This is a genomic window from Candidimonas nitroreducens, assembly GCF_002209565.1.
Classification (GTDB): domain Bacteria; phylum Pseudomonadota; class Gammaproteobacteria; order Burkholderiales; family Burkholderiaceae_B; genus Candidimonas; species Candidimonas nitroreducens.
Genome location: NZ_NJIH01000016.1, coordinates 23,294 through 43,156, shown reverse-complemented (window position 1 = coordinate 43,156; position 19,863 = coordinate 23,294). Strand labels below are relative to the sequence as shown.

Below are 19,863 nucleotides of genomic sequence, written 5' to 3'. Positions count from 1 at the left end.
CGTCAAAGAATACCGAGTTCGGGATAGGGCTGGTTGCGCTCGACGCGCTCGTAGCCCAGCCGCGCCAGGTCTATGGTCTGGTAGCGGCCATGCACGATGAGTTCGGCCATGCCGCGCCCCGCGGCGGGGGCATGCATCATGCCATGCCCCGAAAAGCCCGCCACCGTATATAGATTGGGCAGGCCTGAATTCCAGGCGCCTATCACCGGATTGCCGTCGAGTTCATTCACTTCGTACAACCCCGACCAGGTACGGTGGCATTTCGCCGCCTCGAAGGCGGGAAAGCGATGCGCCACGGCCGGCCAGACGACATTCTCGAAATAATCGTGGTCGACCTCGAAGTTGTAGCCGCGCACCGCGCTGCCGTCGACCAGGCCGCCCGAATAACCCTGGCCCTCCGAGCGAAAAGCCAGGCGCGACATATCCTTGACATAAGGCAGATGCCCGACATGGCTGCCGGGAGTGAAATAGTGTTCGAACCGGCGCAAGGGTGAAATCGGCAGGCGCATGCCGAACAAGCCGGCGAGGTCTCCCGACCAGGCGCCAGCCGCATTGACGTAGGCTTCGGCGGACACGCTTTCGCCCGTATCCAGCTGGATCGCAAGCACCTTGGCGGCGTCGCACTGCGCACCCACCACCCGCGCCGCGATATAAACGGCGCCGAGCTCCACCGCCTTGCGCCGGAAGCCCCACAGCAAGCCATTCGGGTCGCACCAGCCGTCATGCGGCGTGTGGACGCCCGCCCCGAGGTCATCGACATACATGGCGGGGAACCGGCTCTTGAGTTCCGCTGGCGACAGCAGATCCAGCGTGCATCCCTGCGCCTGCTGCAGGGATGCTGTCTTTTCCAGCTGGGCCGCGTTTTCCGGCGGCACGATGAAGAGATAGCCGCCCTCCACCCAATCGGCGTAGGCGGGCTGCTTGGCGGTCGACATGCGCTGATCGAAATGGCGGATGAAATCGAGGCTGAACAAAGACATCGCAATGTTTTCCTCGCCCGTGAACTGCACGCGGCAGCCGCCCGACGAGCGCAAGGCGGAGGCAAACTCATAGGTCGAGTCCGGCTCCACCACGCATACCGCCAGATGCGGCGCTTCCTGCAGCAGAAAGTAGGCGACGGAAGATCCGATAATGCCGCCGCCGATGATCGCTACGTCGTATTTCCTGATCGAGGTCTTAGTATTCATCGTCTGCGCCGGAAGGTTGAGCGTCGATACCGGCTAGGATTATATCTGCCGAGCTACCCCGCCAGCCGCACGCAAGCGCGCATTACGTGCGGCGCTACACGCGCTAGCGCCATCCCTCGCACTCGGCAGCCGCGCGGGCCAGCTTGTCCAGCGCCGCATAGAACGTGCGCCGCTCGCTCGCGGACAGCGCCGAAAGCAGATGCCTCTGCCGCGCCAGCGCCAAGGGCTGCACTTCCTGCAGCAGTTTCCTGCCCTTGGCGGCCAAAGTCAGCGTGATGCTGCGGGCGTCATCGGGGGTCGCGCTGACGGTCAGCATGCGCTTGGCTTCCAGCTCAGAGATCGAGCGGCTCATCAGGGCCTTGTTCATGCCCGTGGCCTCGACCAGCCGCGAAAACGTCGCCGGGCCGGCCTGCAGCATGACCAGGACACGCCACTGGCTGAGGCTGACCCCGGCCTTTTCACGCATGATGCGGGTCCACTGGCGCTCGAAGGCGGTCGAGAGCTGATTGACCTTGAACGTGACGAACCGTTCGACCGGCATGAGGTCGGCGTCTTCGAAATCGAGTAGTGGATCACCTGCCGGAGCGGCACGCGCAGAGGTCTTGTGCATGCACGGATTATAGGCGTTCGGCACACGCGTGTGCGACGCGGGCGCGGCGATATGCTGCCGTCGCGGCTCGATCTGCCAATCATATATTCCGTTTACTAGTGAACAAATATTCAATACTATTTTGTTTACTAGTAAACAAAATGGCGTACAATGAAAACCCAGGATCCACATCATGCCTGCGGTACGCCGACTCTCCCGGGCGCGAAATGGATCACACCGTCCGCCCAGGCCGGCCCCGACGCCAGACAGGGCCGATATGGTTTACACATCGAGGAACCCGTGGTCGATACAGTCACTCCCACACACAGGCCTAATATTCTGCTGATCACCAGCGACCAGCATCGCGGCGACGCATATGGCTTCGAAGGTTCTACGGTGCGCACGCCCCATCTCGACCTGCTCGCCGGCCAGGGAACGCGGTTCTCGGCGTGCATCACGCCCAATGTCGTCTGCCAGCCGGCGCGCGCCTCCCTACTCACTGGTCTACTGCCGCTGACCCATGGCGTACATGACAACGGCATCGATCTGGACGAAGACATCGCAGATCGCGGCTTCGCCGGCACTCTGGGCCGCGCCGGATACTCGACGGCATTCATAGGCAAGGCGCATTTTTCGACCTACTTCACCCACGAGCCCACCACCCGGCCCGAGAATGTCGCCGGCTCCGCGCTATATGGCGACAACTGGAACGGCCCGTATATGGGCTTCGACCGCGTCGAGATGACACTGATGGGGCACAACTACTGGCTGCCCGAGCGGCCGCCGCGCGGCCGCAGCTACGAACGGTGGTATCACGCCGACGGCCTGGGCGACCTGAAAGACGAGCTGTACAAAAGGCGTGGCGGCGACGACGGCGGAGCGGCGCAGACCCACCATTCGGTACTGCCCCCCGCATGGCACAACTCCAGCTGGATCGGCGACCGCACGGTGGAGTTCCTGCGAGACCACAAACGCGGCGGCGCCAAGCCCTTCTGCGCCTGGGTTTCCTTTCCCGACCCGCATCACCCTTTCGACGCCCCGCTGCCATGGAGCCTGCTGCATCCTCCGGAAAGCATCCGACTGCCCGCGCACCGCACGCTGGATTTCGACAAGCGCCCCTGGTGGCACCGCGCGGCAAGCGAGTCTTCGCCGGCGATCTCCGGTGAAATGAAACGCGTGCGCCAGGAATATTCCCGAATCGCCCCCCAGTCGGATCAGCAATTGCGCCACCTGATCGCCAACTACTACGGCATGATCTCGCTGATCGACCACAACGTAGGCCGCATCCTGAGCGTGCTGGACGAACTGGATCTGTCGCGGGACACCATAGTCATATTCACATCCGACCACGGCGAATGGCTCGGCGATCATGGCCTGGTGCTCAAAGGGCCGATGTTCTACGAAGGGCTGCTGCGGGTGGGCCTGCTGATGCGCGGCCCGGGCATTCCCGCCGGCAAAGTCGTGCAAGATCCGGTGTCCACGCTAGATCTTGCCGCGACCATCGGCGACTACAGCGGCACGCCTATTGCCGCGGCCTCACACAGTGCCAGCCTGCGCCCCCTGCTCGATGGGACGGGCCGCCGCAGCCACGCATACGGCGAATGGCAGCTTGGGCCCAACCGCTGCGGCGTGGCGCTGGATCTGCGGGTAGCGCGCACCGGCAGCGCCAAGCTCACACTGGAGCTGGGCTCGGGCGCGGGCGAACTATATCTGCTGGATCAGGATCCGCACGAAATGGAAAACCGCTACGACGACCCCGCCTGCCGCGGGATCCGGGAAGAGTTGACCGACATGATCCGCTCACGCCCGCAAGACATACGCGACCCCCTGCCGCAGCCTATCGGCTCGGCCTGAGGCGGCATCCGAACGGCGCCTTCTTCGGGATGTATATGCGCCGGCACCACTTTTTTAAAACATATCAAGGAGACTGAACATGCACTCGATACCCGCCATCACGCGGCTGCTGGGCTGCCTGCTGCTGGCCGCCGCCGGCACCGTCACGGCGCAGGCGGCGGCCAGAGATACCATAAGGGTTCTGGTGGGGTTCCCGGCGGGAGGAGCCGTAGACATCGTGGCACGGGCCTTCGCGGATCAATTGCGCCAGTCCAGCGGCACCACGGTTGTTGTCGAGAACCGTCCCGGCGCTGGCGGCATGATCGCCATCGACTCCATGCTGGCTGCCCCCGCCTCTGGCCAGATCGTCGAAGTCATTCCATCGAGCCAGATCACGCTGGCTCCGCTAGTGACCAAGGCCATCAAGTACGATCCCCTCACGGATCTGGTCGCGCTGGGCAGCCTTGCGGAATTCGGGTTCGGAATTGCCACAGGCCCGGCGACGAAAGAGACCACGATGGCCGGCTACAAGGACTGGGCAAACGCACACCCCGATAAAAGCAACTTCGGTTTTCCCGGTGTAGGCACGCCACAGCAATTCATCGGAGTCGAACTAGGCAAACAATTGCACATTTCCTACACCCCCATTGCATACAAGGGCGGGGCAAACTCGGTAATAGATGTAATAGGAGGCCAGATCGCAACGCTCGTCACCACCGAACAATTGCTCATTCCCTATCAAAAGCAAGGCAAACTGCACACGCTGCTGATCACCTCCAAAGAGCGCAACCCCATGCTCCCCGGCGTGCCTACCGCAATCGAGGTCGGCCTGCCCGACCTGGACGAGCGCGGCTGGGTCGGCTTGTTCATAAAGTCCGGCACTCCCGCCAAGCTCGTGACCCAATGGCGTGCGGCAGTCGAGAAAGTTGTTTCGAACCCCAAGTATGCCGCCACGATGCGCAACCTCGGCTACGGAGTTCCTGCCAAGCAGCCGGAAGACTTCGCGAAGAAGCTCGCCAGCGAGCGCGCCACATGGCAAAAGCGGGTAAAGGCATCCGGCTTCGTGGCGACCAACTGAAGACAGAGCCATGCGCGGCAAGTCGGGCACGAGCCCGCCGCCATACCCCATATATGCAGCACGGAATTGACAACGTAAATCTATCTGACTAAAGTCAGATAATGAAAACGAACCATGAGCAGCTGCAGCAGGTACGCCGTTTCAACCGCACGGTCACGCAGCGGATAGGCGTGCTCGACCGCGACTACCTGGGCAGCGGGCGCCCGCTCGCGGAAGCGCGCCTGCTGTTCGAGATCGGCGCGCGAGGTGCGACGGTACGCGAGCTGCGCGCACGGTTCGGCCTGGATTCCGGCTACTTCAGCCGACTGCTGCGCAAGCTGGAAAGACAAGGCCTGGCGGCGACCCGGCCCGACCGCAGCGACGGGCGCGTGCGCCGCGTCGGCCTGACGGCGGCAGGCAAAAAAGAATGGAGCCTGCTCGACCGGCGCTCGAAAACCCAGGCGGCGGGGCTGCTGGCCCCGCTGGGCGATACGCAACGCACACGTCTGCTGACGGCGATGGCGGAAGTGGAACGCCTCTTGCGGGCATCCGCCGTGACGCTCGAAACGGCCGACCCCGCCGGCGCCGAAGCTCGGGCCTGTCTGCAGGCGTACTTCGACGAGCTGTCGCAGCGCTTCGAACAAAGCTTCGACCCGACCCTGGGCCCCAGCGCCGATCCCGAGACGCTCGTCCCGCCGGCCGGCCTATTTCTCATCGCCAGGCTGGACGGCACGCCGGTCGGCTGCGGCGCGCTCAAGATCATGGAGGCGGGCTTCGGCGAGATCAAGCGCATGTGGGTGGCCCCCGCGGCGCGCGGGCTAGGCATCGCCCGGCGCCTGCTCGAAGCCCTGGAAAAACACGCCGCCGACGCCGGCCTGGATATCCTGCGGCTGGACACCAACCGCAATCTCACCGAGGCGCGCGCGCTGTACATCGGCAAAGGCTACGTCGAAATCGCAGCATACAACGACAACCCCTACGCCCATCACTGGTTCGAAAAGCGCGGCCTGCGGGGGCTGTCGAAATAGGGCACGATACGGCTTGCCTTCGGCGCGTGGCTGCGCCGCAACGAAAGCCCTATGGTGCATTGCTTACTTATGTATGGGATCCCTCGGGAGTGCTTCCGCACCTGGCGCAATGGGATAAGCCCTGACCGCCTGCTCAGCCGTCCTGCGGCTGCAGCGGCGTCTGCAGATTGAGCTGGTAGAACGCGGCATCCAGCCAGCGCCCGAACTTGAATCCGGCCTGCGCTATGGTGCCGGCATGTTTGAATCCCAGCCCGGTGTGCAGCCGGATGCTGGCGGTATTCGTGGCGTCTATGCAACCCACCAACACATGCAGCTGCGCCTGCCCGGCACGGCGGATCAATTCTTGCATCAGGAGCTTGCCCAATCCGCGGCCGCGCTGCTCGGGGTGCACATACACGCTGTGCTCCACCGTGTACTTGTAGGCCGGGAACGCGCGAAACGTGCCCCAGCTGGCAAAACCCAGCAAATCGCCCGCAGCATCGATCGCCCCCACGACCGGAAAACCGCTGGCGCGCTTCGCGGCAAACCAGCCTGCCATGGCCTGCGGCGGCCTGGGTGCGTAGTCATACAAGGCCGTCGAATTGACGATGGCCTCGTTCAAGATCGCCAGAATCGCCGAGGCGTGTCGCGCCTCGTCGCAGTCGACCAGGCTCACGCCATCTTGCGCTGCTGCTGGGGAAGTCATGGAAGCTCCTGTGGGTCGCAAAATCGGGGGGTGCCTGCGCCTGCGCGCCGCCGGCCCATCGCAAGCTGCCGGGATGCCATGCGCCGGCACGGAGCCCGGGCAGCTGAAGTGTAGCGCTGGATCGAGCGCACGCACCGGTGCCCTCGCACATAGGGGCCGGATCCGCAGCCCGAGCGACTTTCCTGCGTTGCCGCGCCATGGCCACCGCGTCATGGTCAATACACGCGCCGCAAACCCGCTATATTTACGTAGCTACCGAGTTGCCTTGCCTAGTTACCTTGAGCTGAACGATAAACATCCTCACCTTGCTTCAACATAGACCACAGCCCACCCGGCGCCCTTTCCCATGACTGGCACCATCATCCCCGCAACGGACGGCTACCCGCTGGGCGCGACGGTACACCGCCCCGACAAAAGCGGAAATTCCTCGAACGTGGCCATCATCAACTGCGCCACGGGGGTCAAGGCCGCGTATTACTCGAGGTATGCACGCTTCCTGGCGGCACACGGGTACACCGCAATCACGTACGATTATCGCGGCATCGGGGCTTCACGCCCGGAATCGCTGCGCAAGCTGCAAGCCAGCAAATTCGACTGGGGCAACAAGGATTTCGCGGGCGTGCTGAACTGGGCGGCACGGGAATTTCCCGCCGCCCGCATCGCGGTCGTAGGCCACAGCATAGGCGGGGTGGTGCCGGGCTTCAGCGCATCCAGCGCGCGCATCGACCGCATGCTGACCGTAGGCGCGCAGTTCGCGTACTGGAAAGACTACGCTCCGCGGGCGCGCTACCCGATGTTCCTCAAATGGCATATCTTCATGCCGCTGGTGACGCGCCTGATGGGATACTTTCCGGGGCGCCGCCTGGGCTGGCTGGAAGACTTGCCCGCCGGGGTGGCCTATGAATGGGCGTTTCGCAAGGCGACCCTGGGCGCAGAGCCCGGCGGCAGCGCAAATGCCCACGCACTCGCGCCAGATACGGATCCCGCCCGCTACTTCCCCACCCTGCGCTGCCCCATGCTGGCCTACAGCATTACCGACGACCCCTACGCAACCCCGGCCGCCGTACGGCGCTTGCTGGCGTATTACACCGGCTGCGAGCGCTCTTATGTGCTGGTGCGCCCCGAAGAGCTGCACCTGCCGAGTATCGGCCATTTCGCTTTCTTCCACGATCGCTTCCGTGACACGCTGTGGCGCGAAACGCTGGCGTGGCTGGACGGCGGCCCAGCGCCACGCGCGGTCGTCCAGCACTTCGCAGCCGGCTGAGACGATGGCCCGATCGGCTACACACTGCCCCCCTGCGCGCCGCGCATCACCGCCCATATCAATATCCAGTTTCGCGCCGACGGCCAAACACAGGCTTGCGACGCCGCAACAAAGCGCCGGGCATAGCCTCGACAGCGCCAATCCATAATCAAAAGCGGCCTTTCACCACCAGGCACCTCATTTTGTGCGGCTTACGCACATTTCAGGCGAAGCTTGGTGTCCCGACCAGCTTTGCTTAGGATCTGCGTCATGTTCAACCCCCAACCACATGTGGGCCATCATGACCAGACCAAGCGAAATCAAGCCTCGCGAAGGCTCTCTTCCCGGCACCCCTTACTCCGTTTTTAAAGAGGGCGCGCAGCTCGGCCCCGTCTCTTTCGACATAACACCCGAGATCGTGGGCGAGTACTTCAGCGCTTCGCAAGCCGACCCGTCTCTATATGTCGTCGACGGGCGCCAGGCCGCCGCGCCGAACGTCATTCTTCCTTACATGACAGTTCCCGTGTATCAAACATACCCGCCGATCCAGGGCATCGTCATGGCGGAACTGGAAATGAAATGGCATCGCGCCATTTGGGCTGACGAAACCACCCGCGTGAACGCGACCGGCACCATTCTCGACAAATTCGAGAAGCGTGGCCGCAAGTACATACGCTGGCACGGCGTTTTCTCGGACGACCGGGGCCAGCCCATCGCCGAAATACTCAATACTTTTCACGTTCCGGAATAAGCCATGAAGCGCACGCTTGAAATTACCCAGGCCATGATCGACGGCTATGGCCGTATCAACGGCGACAACGATATCATCCACTACGATCACGACTACGCCGTGGAACGCGGCTTCAACGGCACACTTCTGCATGGCCCACACATGACCGCCTTTGCGGCGGATCTGGGCGCCATGCGCTTCGGCCCCGAATGGCTGACGCGCGGCAAATTACACACCAAATGGATAGGGCCGGTCTATCCTGGCGATACCTTTGTGGCCTCTGTTGCGGACGACGGCAGCCTGAACGCTACGTCGAGCGACAGAACGGTCATGGTCGGCAGCATAGAACTCGTCGACTGACGCGGCCCGCAGCAATACCATGCCAGCCTCAAAACAGCAGCTGTATGCAACCGACCTGGAAATCGGGGCGCAGGTGGCGGAACGTGAAATCACGCTCGATATGGCGGCTTTCCTGAACTTCTCCGCTCTGACCGGCGACCGCCACCCTATTCACTACGACGCGAGCTATGCACACGACAAAGGGTTCCGCGGCCCGGTTGCCCACGGCCTTCTACTGCTCGCGCTCAGCGCGCTCGGCGCCACCGATCTATCCGAGCAGCTGCATGACAGCATGGTGGCAATGACCAGCGCCCAGGCCAGATTCCTGCGTCCCGTCATAGCAGGCGACCGGCTCAAGCTGACATACACCGTGGCGGCCGTCGAGCCTCGCACCGCCGGCGTGTCTCTAGTCAGCTTCGACGTCGAACTCCACGCAATTCAAGCCGATTCCGATCCTGGGAATCAACCGAAATCAACGTTCCGCCTTCAATTCCTACTAAAAGATCACATCGACCAAAGCCATGCACCAGAACATTGAAGCCATAAAGCTTTCGGGCACCCGGGGCAATCCGACGTTTTCCCCCGCCATCCGTGCCGGTGACTACATCTTTCTGTCAGGCATGACCGCCGTGGACGACAACCGGAAAATAGTCGGCGAAGGCGATATCGCCGCACAGGCGCGATTCATTTACTCGAAGATCTCAAAGGTGCTCGAGGCCGCCGGAACCGACATGGGCAGCATCGTCGAGACCGTGGACTACGTCACGACCTTCGATAACTACGAGAAGACAGCGGACGTCCGACGCGAAGTGTTCGGCGATGGGCCCTACCCCGCCGCAACCGGGGTCAAGGTTGCGGAACTGGTTCGGCCCGCCGCGCTGATCGAAATACGAGCGGTCGCCTACATAGGGAAGCCCAGGTAAGCGGCCCGAAACCGTAGACGCGAAGCCGCTGCCAGGCGCCCTTTTGCAAGAAGGCCGTATGCAGCGCTGCGCAATATGCATTTCTATTTTTTCAAAGGAGAGAGACATGTGGAAAGCACTTTTAGCCGCGGCCATTGCGATATTCAGCATGAGGCCTGCCTTGGCCGATTCATACCCGAGCAGGCCGATAACCATCATTGTTCCCTATGGTGCCGGTGGCACGAACGACATATTGGCTCGCGCGCTCGCCGCCGGAATGACACCGCGCCTGGGGAAATCCGTGATCGTCATCAACCGGCCTGGCGCGGGCGGCAATCTTGGAGCGGCCTACGTTGCAAATTCCGCCCCTGACGGCTACACACTGCTGCTTGCATCTTCCGGGGTATACGCCATCAATAAATGGCTCTACCACAATCTGCCCTACGATCCCGCCACCGCGTTCGCTCCTGTCATGCTTGCCGGAGAAGTGCCGAATGTTTTATTGGTTACCCCTGGCATGCCGGTAAAAACAGAGCAAGAGCTGATCAGCTACGCAAAAGCGCACCCCAACAAATTGAACTTCGCTTCCATGGGGACGGGGACGAGCGGGCACCTGATGTCCGAACTCTTCAAGCAGGAAGCCGGCATCCAGGCCCAGCACGTGCCCTACCGCGGCAGCAGCGCCGCGCTGGCAGGCATGCTCGGCGGCCAGGTGCAGATCATGTTCGACAATCTTCCCACGGCATTGCCGCAGGTCAAGTCCGGAAAGCTCCGGGCATTGGCCGTATCCACCAAACAACGCTCCACCCTGCTGCCCGACGTCCCCACGGTTGCCGAGGCTGGGCTTCCCGGATTCGCGGCTACCGCGTGGTTTGGAGTCGCCGCTCCCGCAGGCACCCCGCCCGATGTGATACGCAAACTCAATGAAACCATGGTCGAGGTAATGAAAGACGCCAAGACCAAGCAAATGCTCGAGGCTCAGGGCGTCACGTACACGCCCAATTCTGCCGCCGACTTCAGCGCATTCATCGCCAGCGAGTCGCCCAAGTGGAAAAAGGTTGTGCAGATCTCGGGCGCAACCGCCAATTAACCAGGAAACCGATATATGCATGCCGCGACGCTTCCGATCGCAAACACGCAAGACCAGGACGATTGGATCAGTGCAGCCCTGTCGCCGCGCTCCATCGCGGTAGTCGGAGCTTCCGACAACCCGGACAAGATAGGCGGCCGCCCCATCAAATACATGCTGCAGCACGGCTACGCCGGCAAGCTGTATCCGGTGAACAGCGCCCGGTCTCTCGTCCAAGGGCTTGAATCGTGGCCCGAGATAGGCGCGCTTCCGGAAGTCCCCGAGATGGCAATCGTGTGCGTTCCAGGCGCCGCGGCCCTGGAAGCTGTCATGACCTGCGCCCGGCAAGGTGTCAAGGTATGCATAGTCATATCGTCGGGTTTCGGCGAAACCGGTGCGGCGGGCCTGGCCGTTCAACGCAAGATGGCAGAAACGGCGCGCTCGTCCGGCATGCGGCTCGTCGGCCCGAACAGCCAGGGGTTGGCCAGCTTCGACAGCAAGGCGCTGGCCACTTTTGCGACCGTGCTCGGAGAAATTTCCCCGCAAGACGGCCCAGTCGCGATCGCCAGCCAAAGTGGGGCCATGAGCATGGTTCCGTATGCGTTGCTGCGCGCAGAAGGCGTCGGCATACGCTATTCATTCGCCACGGGAAACGAGGCCGACCTCACAGTGGCGGATTTTGCGTGCGCCGCGGCAGCAGATCCCGAGGTGCGCCTGATACTGCTGTATCTGGAGAATCTGGTCGATCCGTCGACTCTGGCCGCCGCGGCACGCGCTGCGCGCGCGCGCGCGATTCCCGTCCTCGCCTTGAAAGCCGGCGTTTCAGATCGCGGGCGCGCCGCAGCCTTGTCGCATACCGGCGCAGTCGCCACCGAAGACAAAGCGCTGGATGCCTGGTTCAGGCAAAACGGCATACTTCGCGTTGCCGACATGCGCAGTCTAGTCCAAGGGGCGCGCTTGCTGCTGAAACCCCAAAGAACCAAGGGCCCCCGCATTGCGATCCTGAGCAATTCGGGCGCAGCCTGTGTCATGGGAGCGGACTCCGCCGAACGCCACGGCCTGCAGGTGCCGGCCTTCCCCGCCTCGGTCAAGGAATCCATCGAACGCCTGCTCCCTACGTTCGCCAGCGGCCAGAACCCTATAGACCTGACAGCGGCGCTCCTGACCAACAACCAATTTTTCGGCGACGTCCTGCCTCACCTGGGCGGCACATGCTGCGACGCGCTCTTCATCAGCCTGCCAATGTCCGGACAGGGTTATGACACCGAACAATTTGCCAAGGACACCGCCGTCTTCCAGCATACTTCGGGAAAGCCCGTAGTACTCGCCTGCCCTCTTGAACACACACGCCGCACTTTCGAAAAACACGGCATTGTTTCCTACGAGCACGACGAAGACGCCATGGCCGCTTTGGGGCAGCTTGCCGCCGTATGCGCATTGCAGCGGGAAGCCGACAGGCTGGATGCCACGACTGGTATATTCAGCACCGTAAGCAGCCCCGTCAAAAATACCGGGAGGCTGCTGTCGGAAGCAGACAGCCTCGAGCAGTTGGAAGCGATCGGGATTCCAACCGCCCCTTGGAGGCTATGCAAAAACCGGGAAGACGTGCGCCAGGCTGTGCGCACACTCGACCTTCCAGTCGTCATCAAGGCATGTTCGGCGCAAATTCCCCACAAATCGGAATATGGGCTGGTCAGGCTGGGCATCAGCGACGTCGACGCAGCCTGCTCGGCAGCCGAAGAGATGCACTCCGCCACAGCCAAGCTGGGAAAGAGCCTGGACGGCATCATCGTAGCGTCCATGCTCCGCGGCCGGCGGGAGCTCATGATCGGAGCCCGGTGGGACGAAAAGTTCGGCAGTGTGCTGCTGATAGGCGACGGCGGAAAGTTTGTTGAAGCCATGCCCGACGCAGTAACCCTGGTACAACCATTTGACCTGGCTCATGTAAGACACCGGCTCGATGAACTTCGTCTCGCCCCCCTGTACAAGGAAACCCGTGGTGAGCCGCCGCTGCCCGTCGAAACACTGGCAAGGCTCGCGGTCTCCGTCGGGAAGTGGGTGCAGGAACAAAATGGCCGCATAATTTCCGTCGACATCAATCCCCTTATCGCAATGCCTCATGGTGGGCTTGTCGCCGCCGACGCCCTGATCGAACTCAACACCGGGCTGGACTTCGAGGCTGACGAAGCAGCCTCATGAATATTTCCACAGCCGGCGGCCCACTCCACTAGGCATCGGCCTTCGAGCATTCAGGATGGACGATAGCAAGCACGACGATTATTTCATCAACGGCCTCGCCAAGGGCCTGGCCGTCATTCAAGCCTTCAACAACGAGGCCCGGGCGCTTACTTTATCCGAGGCCGCGGCCCGCACGGGGTTGACGCGAGCCACGGCGCGACGCGTGCTGCTGACTTTGGTCGACCTGGGTTTTGCGGCGCGCTTCGGCAACCGCCACTTCGCGCTGACCCCACGCGTTCTCGCCTTGGGCTACGCATATCTGTCCTCTATGCCGCTTTGGAGTTTTGCCGAACCCGTCATGGAGGGCCTGGTGGCAGACCTGGGCGAAACCTGCAGCATCGCCGCGCTCGACGGCGATCAACTAGTCTACGTGGTTCGAATACCCGTGCATCGGACGCTAGTCCAGGACGTTTCGATAGGGTCGAGGATTCCGCTGTATTGCCACTCGGCGGGAAGAGTCCTGCTATCCGGCTTCACGACCGAGCAACTCGACAACTACCTGTCGCAAGCCGACCTCCAACCCCTGACGCATCTGACCAATACCGACCCGGCGGCGCTGCGCAAGATCATCGGAGACGTTCGCCGCCAAGGATACGCACGCACTTCGGGCGAGGTCGAAGAGCACACCTGCGGCCTGTCCGTTCCAATCTTCCAACAGGGCCGCCTGATAGCCGCCCTGAACTTGAGCAGGATGAACACTACCGTGACAGACAATGCCAGCTGGCATGTGCGCTATCTGGCCAGATTGAAGCGCGCGGCCGCGCAATTAAGCAGCGCGCTTTCCGTTGAAAAAGCACCCAAAGTGGTGCGCAAGCTGGCACAAGACACGCTTGCGCCAACGGGGAAATAATCCGATGCGCACACTTGAATCCATACAGCTGGCCGGCATCCCTTTGCACAACCGCATCGCCGTGGCCCCGATGTCCCGGATGCAGGGAACACAAGACGGGTGCCCCGCCGAGGAAACCGCCTCGTACTATGCCCGCTACGCCCGGCACAAAGCCGGGCTGGTCATCACCGAAGCGCTTTATATCGACGAGATCGCGAGCCGCGCCTACTTCAATCAACCGGGCCTTGCAACGGATCACCATATCGACGCCTGGCGGCGCGTGACAGATGCGGTACATGCCGAGGGATCCAAAATCTTCGCGCAGCTGCAGCACGCAGGACGCCTCGCGGAACCGGGCTTGAACTCGTCGGTCATCGGGGCCACTGGCAGAGCCGCGGCAGGCACGACCTGGCAAACCGGCAGCCCCAACCCCAGCCCACGCGCAGCCACCCACCAAGATATAGAACATATCATCGCCGGATTCTCTGCCGCGGCGGCCCGAGCCGCCGCGGCCGGCTTCGACGGTATCGAACTGCACGGAGCCCGCGGATACCTCATCCATGAATTCTTGAATGACCAGAACGGCCGGACAGACTGCTGGGGCGGATCGCTGACAAACCGGCTCCGGCTTGCCGGCCGAGTTCTGGCCGCAGCCCGCGCGTCCTGCGGCCGCATCCCCATCAGCTTCAATTATTCCATGTACTCCATGGATGACTATGCCTACCGTCCACAAGCCGGCGCGCCCGAACTCGAGACGATCTTCAAAACACTGCGCCAGGCCGGAGCCGACATTCTCCATATCAGTACGCGCAGGACATTGCGACCCGAAGCCTGGGGAGAGACCTTGGCCCAAACCGCCAAGCGAAGCGCGCCCGGCCCCCTCATTGCCGGCGGCGGCCTGGCTACGCTGGCCGACTGTGAGCGCGCACTGGCCGACACCGGATGTACCGTAGCGGCGCTCGCCCGCCCCTTCCTGGCCAATCCCGACTGGATAGACCGCTCGCTAGGCAAGCAGGAGTTGCACGCGTATTTCCCCGGGATGGAACGGCGGCCCTTGCTCTGGACGCCGTGACCGGAACCGGTATTGTGCTGCTGGCCATATTTTCGGTCTCAGTGCGGCGCAGCCGGTTTCCGGCCAGATGCTACACCGATACCTCGCCCATGGCCGCGTCAACTGACCTGGATGTTGTACTTCTTGATCAGGCGGCTCCAGCGCGACTGTTCCTGCGCGATGAATGCGGCGAACTCTTGCGGCCCCTTGCCCACGGGCTCGGTCATGCCCTCGCGCAAGCGCTGCACCGTGGCGGGCACTTGCAGCGCGTCGATCGTGGTTCGGTTGATGCGGTCGATGATCCCGGCCGGCGTGCCTTTGGGCACGACCAGGCCGAACCACGATGAAAAGTCGTAGCCCGGCACGCTTTCCGCCACGGTAGGGACATCGGGTAGCGCCGCGCTGCGCTTGACGCCGGTAACCGCCAGGGCCTTGAGCTTGCCGCTCTTGATCAGGGGCAGGGCTCCGAGCGGGAATGCCACCACGCTGTCGATCTGCCCGCCCAGCGCGTCGACCAGGGCCGGGCCGCCGCCACGATAAGGAATATGGGCCAGCGAGACCTTGGCCATGGATTCCAGCAATTGACCCGCGATGTGATTGGCGCTGCCTACGCCCGCCGAGCCGAAGGTGTATTTGCCGGGCGACTTGCGGGCCAGATCCAGGAAGGCCGCCATGCTGTCGACCTTCAGATGATTCGGGTTGACGCAGATGACCAGGTCGGTGGAAGTCATCCAGGTAACAGGCGCCAGGCTGGCCGGATTGAAGCCGATATTTCGGTAGATATAGGGGTTGAAGGCCAGGATGCCCTGGTTCACGAAGGTAATCGTGTAGCCATCGGGCTTGGCCTTGGCGCCATAGGACACGCCGATGTTGCCGGCCGCCCCGCCCTTGTTGTCGATGATCAGCGACTGCCCGAATTCCTGCCCCATGCGCGGCTGCAATAAACGGCAAACCGCATCCGCGTCGCCACCGACGGGCTGCGGCACCACCCAGGTGATGGGCTTGCTGGGATAGCCGGAGGCGGGCTGCGCGCGCGCGGCGGTGGAACCCAGCGCCAGCGTCGCCGCAGCGCCGCCAGCCATTTTCAGCACTTCTCTGCGCGACAAATAAATCGTCATGATTTTAATTGCTCCTTAATTCATATATGAAGAAATAAACCTAGAATCTACTTTCTTGATAATTGTTTTAATGAATCATATAATTCATTTAAAGCCAGGTCAATATTTCACAGGAGTTTTTTTATGAGCTCTTTCACCATCCCCCCCCAGGCTCTGGAAGGCACCGATTTGCACTACTTCAATGTAAGCAGTGCCATCGAGGCCCTGGCGCCCGGCGCCTTCGCGCGCATGCCCTACAGCGCGCGGGTGTTTGCCGAAAACCTACTGCGCAAGAGCCAGGGCCTTGCCGGCTTCGAGGCCATGCTGCAAGCGCTGGCGAGTCGCTCCCACGAGGCGGACTTCCCGTTCTATCCGGCCCGCGTCGTGCTGCAGGATCTGCTGGGCACCCCGGCCCTGGTCGACCTGGCCGGCATGCGGGACGCCGTGGCCGAGGCCGGCGGCGATCCGGGCGTGGTCAACCCGGTAGTTCCGACGCAGCTGGTGGTCGATCATTCCCTGAACGTGGAAGTGCCCGGATTCCAGCGCGATGCCATGGCGCGCAATATGGCGATGGAACAGAAGAAAAACGCCGAACGCTTCGCATTCCTGGCCTGGTGCAAAAATGCCTTCAGCAATCTCGACGTGCTCATGCCCGGCAGCGGCATCCTTCATCAAATCAACATCGAGCGCATGTCGCCCGTCGTTCAGCTCGACGACGGCGTCGCCTTTCCCGATACGCTGGTCGGCACCGACAGCCACACCACCATGATCGATGCGCTGGGCGTGCTTGGCTGGGGGGTGGGCGGGCTGGAAGCGGAGTCGGTCATGCTGGGCCGGCCGAGCTGGATGCGCCTGCCGCAGATAGTCCAGGTTTACCTGGAAGGGCGAGTCGGCCCGGGCGTGCTCGCCACCGACGTCGTGTTGTCGCTTACCGAGTTCCTGCGCGCACAAAAGGTGGTGGGCGCAATACTGGAATTCCACGGCCCGGGCGTCGCCGCCCTGGCGCTGGCCGACCGGGCCACCATCGCCAACATGGCGCCCGAGTTCGGCGCCACCGCGGCCATGTTCGCCATCGATGAACGCACGCTCGATTACCTCGCCCTGACCGGGCGGTCGGCAAAACAGCGGGCACTGATCCGCACCTATGCCCATGCGCAAGGCCTTTGGGTGGACGACTTCGCCGCCGCGCAATTCGACCGCGTGCTGGCCTTCGATCTGTCGGAAGTACAGCTATCGCTGGCCGGCCCCAGCAACCCGCACCGGCGAGTGCCGCTGGCGGGGCTGACGGAATCGGGCGTTGCCCGCGCAGGCTTCCATGTGCCCGACAACGGCCCGCTGCCCGATGGCGCCATCGTCATCGCCGCCATCACCAGCTGCACCAACACGTCGAATCCACGCAGCCTGATCGCCGCGGGCCTGCTGGCGCGTAAAGCGGTGGCGCGTGGCTTGACGCGCAAACCCTGGGTCAAGACCTCTCTGGCCCCCGGATCGCAGGCGGTAGAGAAGTACCTGCGCGAGGGCGGCCTGCTCGAACCCCTGGCGCAACTGGGTTTCGGCATCATCGGGTTCGGCTGCACTTCCTGCAACGGCATGTCCGGCCCACTGGCGCCCGAGATCGAGCGCGAGGTACTAGAGCAAAAGGTGCACACGGCCGCCGTGCTGTCCGGCAACCGCAATTTCGACGGACGCGTACACCCGCGCGTCAAGGAAGCCTACCTGGCCTCGCCCGCGCTGGTAGTGGCCTATGCCATTGCCGGTTCGATCCGCATGGATGTGATGCACGCTCCACTGGCACACGACAGCGCGGGGCGCGCAGTCATGCTCGCCGACCTGTGGCCCACCGACGCAGAGATCGACCAGGCATTGGCGGACTCGGTCAAGGCCGAGCAATTCACCAGCGTATATGACCCGATGTTCCAGCGCCTTGGCCAAGCCGGCATGCACGCACGCGCCGACGAAATACGCTACGGCTGGCAGGCAGAGAGCACCTACATCCGTCGCCCTCCGTACTGGGAGGCCCGCTATACCCAGCCGGGGCATTTCCAGGGACTGCGCGCCCTGGCAGTGTTGGGCGACAACGTCACCACCGATCACATATCGCCGTCGGGCGCGATTCTGCCCGACAGCGCGGCAGGGGAATTCCTGGTTTCGCGCGGCGTGCCCCCAGCCGAATTCAATTCTTACGGCACGCGGCGCGGCGATCATGTCGTGGCCGTGCGCGCCACCTTCGCCAACCACAGGCTGAAGAACGAAATGGCCGGCGCCGAGGGTTCTCTGGCCCGCCTGGAACCCGACGGCAAGGTCATGCGCCTGTATGAGGCGGCCGAGGTCTATCTGCAGCGGGCCCAGCCGCTTATCATCGTGGCCGGGCGCAACTATGGCTCCGGCTCGTCGCGCGACTGGGCGGCCAAGGGGGTACGGCTGCTGGGGGTGCAGGCGGTGGTCTGTGAAAACTTCGAGCGCATCCACCGCAGCAACCTGGTCGGCATGGGTGTCCTGCCCCTGGAGTTCGAGCCCGGCGTTACACGCGCCACCTTGGGCATCGACGGCAGCGAGCTGTTCGACATCGTCGACTGGAACGGCGCACCGGAACCGGGTTCGCGCCTGCAGCTGCGCATCCGCCGCCAGGACGGCAGTGCGGTCGTAGCCGCGGTGGCGTGCCGTATCGACACGGAAGAAGAACGCCAGGTCTTTTGCGCCGGAGGACTGCTGCCCCGGATGCGCAATGAGTTCCTGCGCGCCGGCAGCGCCTCTGCCGCCAGACAATAAATTCACCAAACCGGATCGCAATCATGACCCAAACAAACCAACAAGTCGCGGTGCGCGCCATGTACATGCGCGGCGGCACCAGCAAAGGCGTGTTCTTCACCCCCGACGACCTGCCCGCCGCTGCGCGCACCGACATAGCGGCGCGCGACCGTTTCATGTCGCGTGTCATGGGCAGCCCGGATCCCTATGGCAAGCAGATCGACGGCATGGGGGCCGCAACGTCCAGCACCAGCAAGGTCGTTCTTGTCGGCAAGAGCACGCGGCCCGATTGCGACGTCGATTATTTGTTCGGCGCCGTTGCCATAGAAGACCCCGTGGTCGACTGGAGCGGCAACTGCGGCAACCTGAGCTCGGCGGTCGGCCCATACGCCATCCATCGCGGGCTAGTCGACGCGCCGCGCGATGGCATCGCCGTGATCCGCATATGGCAGGCCAACATCAAGCAGCGCATCATCGCCTACGTACCCATGCGCGACGGCCAGGTCGACGAGCTGGGCGAATTCGAGCTCGACGGCGTGGCTTTCCCTGCCGCGGAAATCAAACTGGAATTCCTGGATCCCGGCGCCGGCAAAGACGACGGTGCGGCAGGGGCCATGTTCCCCACCGGCAACCGCGTCGACATGCTGAATGTGCCGGGCGTGGGCAGCTTCGAGGCGACGCTCATCAATGCCGGCAACCCGGCAATTTTCGTGCGGGCGCAGGCGCTGGGCCTGTCGGGCGCCGAATTGCAGGACGACATCAACGGCGACACGGCGCTGCTGCGGCGCCTGGAAGCCATCCGCGCCCACGGCACCGTAGCAATGGGCCTGGCAGCCACGGCCGAAGAGGCTACGGCGACTCGCCCGCATACTCCGAAGCTGGCATTCGTGGCGCCGCCATCGCCCTACACGGCGGCCAGCGGCAAGGCTGTGCAGGCCGGCGATATAAACATGCTGGCCCGCATCATGTCCATGGGCAAGCTGCATCACGCCATGACAGGCACAGGCGCGGTGGCCATCGCCGTGGCCGCCGCCATCCCCGACACAGTGGTCAGCCGCACGCTCGGCGGCGGATCCCACCCCCGTCTCGTCTTCGGCCATCCGTCCGGCAGGCTGTCCGTGGGCGCCGAGGCAATCGAAAGAGATGGCGGATGGAAGGTCACCAAGGCCATCATGAGCCGCAGCGCACGGCGGCTGATGGACGGCCAGGTCTTCGTACCGATCGAATAGGCCGCGCCA

18 protein-coding genes are annotated in these 19,863 nt (G+C 63.1%); 14 read left to right on the top strand and 4 right to left on the bottom strand.

The features are described from left to right. Positions 1-2: 2 nt before the first annotated feature. Together CEY11_RS22890 and CEY11_RS22885 are read right to left on the bottom strand one after the other, a co-directional pair. On the bottom strand, positions 3-1,187 hold the full coding sequence (locus CEY11_RS22890; RefSeq protein WP_088605752.1) for an NAD(P)/FAD-dependent oxidoreductase: 1,185 nt from the start codon (positions 1,185-1,187) through the stop codon (positions 3-5). Between the two features lie 103 nt (positions 1,188-1,290). Further along, positions 1,291-1,797, bottom strand: a complete 507-nt coding sequence (locus tag CEY11_RS22885; protein WP_158215423.1) for a MarR family winged helix-turn-helix transcriptional regulator — start codon at positions 1,795-1,797, stop codon at positions 1,291-1,293. A 279-nt stretch (positions 1,798-2,076) separates the two neighbouring features. Here CEY11_RS22885 and CEY11_RS22880 point away from each other — a divergent pair, with 279 nt between their 5' ends. The 3 genes from CEY11_RS22880 (at position 2,077) to CEY11_RS22870 (ending at position 5,694) form a co-directional block, all read left to right on the top strand. Further along, positions 2,077-3,630: a sulfatase-like hydrolase/transferase gene (locus tag CEY11_RS22880; protein ID WP_233155036.1), complete on the top strand. Its 1,554-nt coding sequence runs from the start codon at positions 2,077-2,079 to the stop codon at positions 3,628-3,630. A 79-nt stretch (positions 3,631-3,709) separates the two neighbouring features. Continuing rightward, the gene (locus tag CEY11_RS22875) at positions 3,710-4,687 is read left to right on the top strand and encodes a tripartite tricarboxylate transporter substrate-binding protein (protein WP_088605749.1); all 978 of its coding nucleotides are present in this window, start codon (positions 3,710-3,712) and stop codon (positions 4,685-4,687) included. 101 nt (positions 4,688-4,788) lie between these two features. Continuing rightward, positions 4,789-5,694, top strand: a complete 906-nt coding sequence (locus tag CEY11_RS22870; RefSeq protein WP_088605748.1) for a bifunctional helix-turn-helix transcriptional regulator/GNAT family N-acetyltransferase — start codon at positions 4,789-4,791, stop codon at positions 5,692-5,694. A 133-nt stretch (positions 5,695-5,827) separates the two neighbouring features. On the opposite strand, the gene CEY11_RS22865 is transcribed toward CEY11_RS22870, so the two are convergent. Further along, the gene (locus CEY11_RS22865) at positions 5,828-6,379 is read right to left on the bottom strand and encodes a GNAT family N-acetyltransferase (RefSeq protein ID WP_088605747.1); all 552 of its coding nucleotides are present in this window, start codon (positions 6,377-6,379) and stop codon (positions 5,828-5,830) included. A 346-nt stretch (positions 6,380-6,725) separates the two neighbouring features. Here CEY11_RS22865 and CEY11_RS22860 point away from each other — a divergent pair, with 346 nt between their 5' ends. From CEY11_RS22860 to CEY11_RS22820, 9 genes are all read left to right on the top strand, one after another. Further along, the gene (locus CEY11_RS22860) at positions 6,726-7,643 is read left to right on the top strand and encodes an alpha/beta hydrolase family protein (protein WP_088605746.1); all 918 of its coding nucleotides are present in this window, start codon (positions 6,726-6,728) and stop codon (positions 7,641-7,643) included. Positions 7,644-7,923: 280 nt separating this feature from the next. Beyond that, positions 7,924-8,373 (top strand): hypothetical protein, encoded by a 450-nt coding sequence (locus CEY11_RS22855; RefSeq protein WP_088605804.1) that lies wholly within the window; start codon positions 7,924-7,926, stop codon positions 8,371-8,373. 3 nt (positions 8,374-8,376) lie between these two features. Beyond that, positions 8,377-8,712, top strand: coding sequence for a MaoC family dehydratase (locus CEY11_RS22850; RefSeq protein WP_088605745.1), 336 nt, complete (start codon positions 8,377-8,379; stop codon positions 8,710-8,712). A gap of 19 nt (positions 8,713-8,731) precedes the next feature. Further along, positions 8,732-9,229 (top strand): MaoC family dehydratase, encoded by a 498-nt coding sequence (locus CEY11_RS22845; RefSeq protein WP_088605744.1) that lies wholly within the window; start codon positions 8,732-8,734, stop codon positions 9,227-9,229. Then, positions 9,213-9,614, top strand: a complete 402-nt coding sequence (locus CEY11_RS22840) for a RidA family protein (protein WP_088605743.1) — start codon at positions 9,213-9,215, stop codon at positions 9,612-9,614. The genes CEY11_RS22845 and CEY11_RS22840 overlap by 17 nt, the downstream gene beginning before the upstream one ends. Positions 9,615-9,720: 106 nt before the next feature. Next, entirely contained in the window at positions 9,721-10,683 is a 963-nt protein-coding gene (locus CEY11_RS22835) for a Bug family tripartite tricarboxylate transporter substrate binding protein (RefSeq protein ID WP_233155035.1), read from the top strand. Positions 10,684-10,698: 15 nt separating this feature from the next. Further along, on the top strand, positions 10,699-12,861 hold the full coding sequence (locus CEY11_RS22830; protein WP_088605741.1) for an acetate--CoA ligase family protein: 2,163 nt from the start codon (positions 10,699-10,701) through the stop codon (positions 12,859-12,861). 55 nt (positions 12,862-12,916) lie between these two features. Continuing rightward, on the top strand, positions 12,917-13,750 hold the full coding sequence (locus CEY11_RS22825) for an IclR family transcriptional regulator domain-containing protein (protein ID WP_088605740.1): 834 nt from the start codon (positions 12,917-12,919) through the stop codon (positions 13,748-13,750). A 4-nt stretch (positions 13,751-13,754) separates the two neighbouring features. Then, complete coding sequence (locus CEY11_RS22820) at positions 13,755-14,801, top strand: NADH:flavin oxidoreductase (RefSeq protein ID WP_088605739.1); 1,047 nt, start codon at positions 13,755-13,757, stop codon at positions 14,799-14,801. Between the two features lie 98 nt (positions 14,802-14,899). Here CEY11_RS22820 and CEY11_RS22815 read toward each other — a convergent pair whose 3' ends face one another. Next, positions 14,900-15,898, bottom strand: coding sequence for a Bug family tripartite tricarboxylate transporter substrate binding protein (locus CEY11_RS22815; protein ID WP_088605738.1), 999 nt, complete (start codon positions 15,896-15,898; stop codon positions 14,900-14,902). A gap of 123 nt (positions 15,899-16,021) precedes the next feature. Between CEY11_RS22815 and acnA the strand changes: the two genes are divergently transcribed. Both acnA and prpF read left to right on the top strand, forming a co-directional pair. Beyond that, complete coding sequence (gene acnA, locus CEY11_RS22810) at positions 16,022-18,646, top strand: aconitate hydratase AcnA (RefSeq protein ID WP_088605737.1); 2,625 nt, start codon at positions 16,022-16,024, stop codon at positions 18,644-18,646. A gap of 23 nt (positions 18,647-18,669) precedes the next feature. After that, positions 18,670-19,854 (top strand): 2-methylaconitate cis-trans isomerase PrpF, encoded by a 1,185-nt coding sequence (gene prpF / locus CEY11_RS22805; RefSeq protein ID WP_088605736.1) that lies wholly within the window; start codon positions 18,670-18,672, stop codon positions 19,852-19,854. The last annotated feature ends 9 nt before the right edge of the window (positions 19,855-19,863 follow it).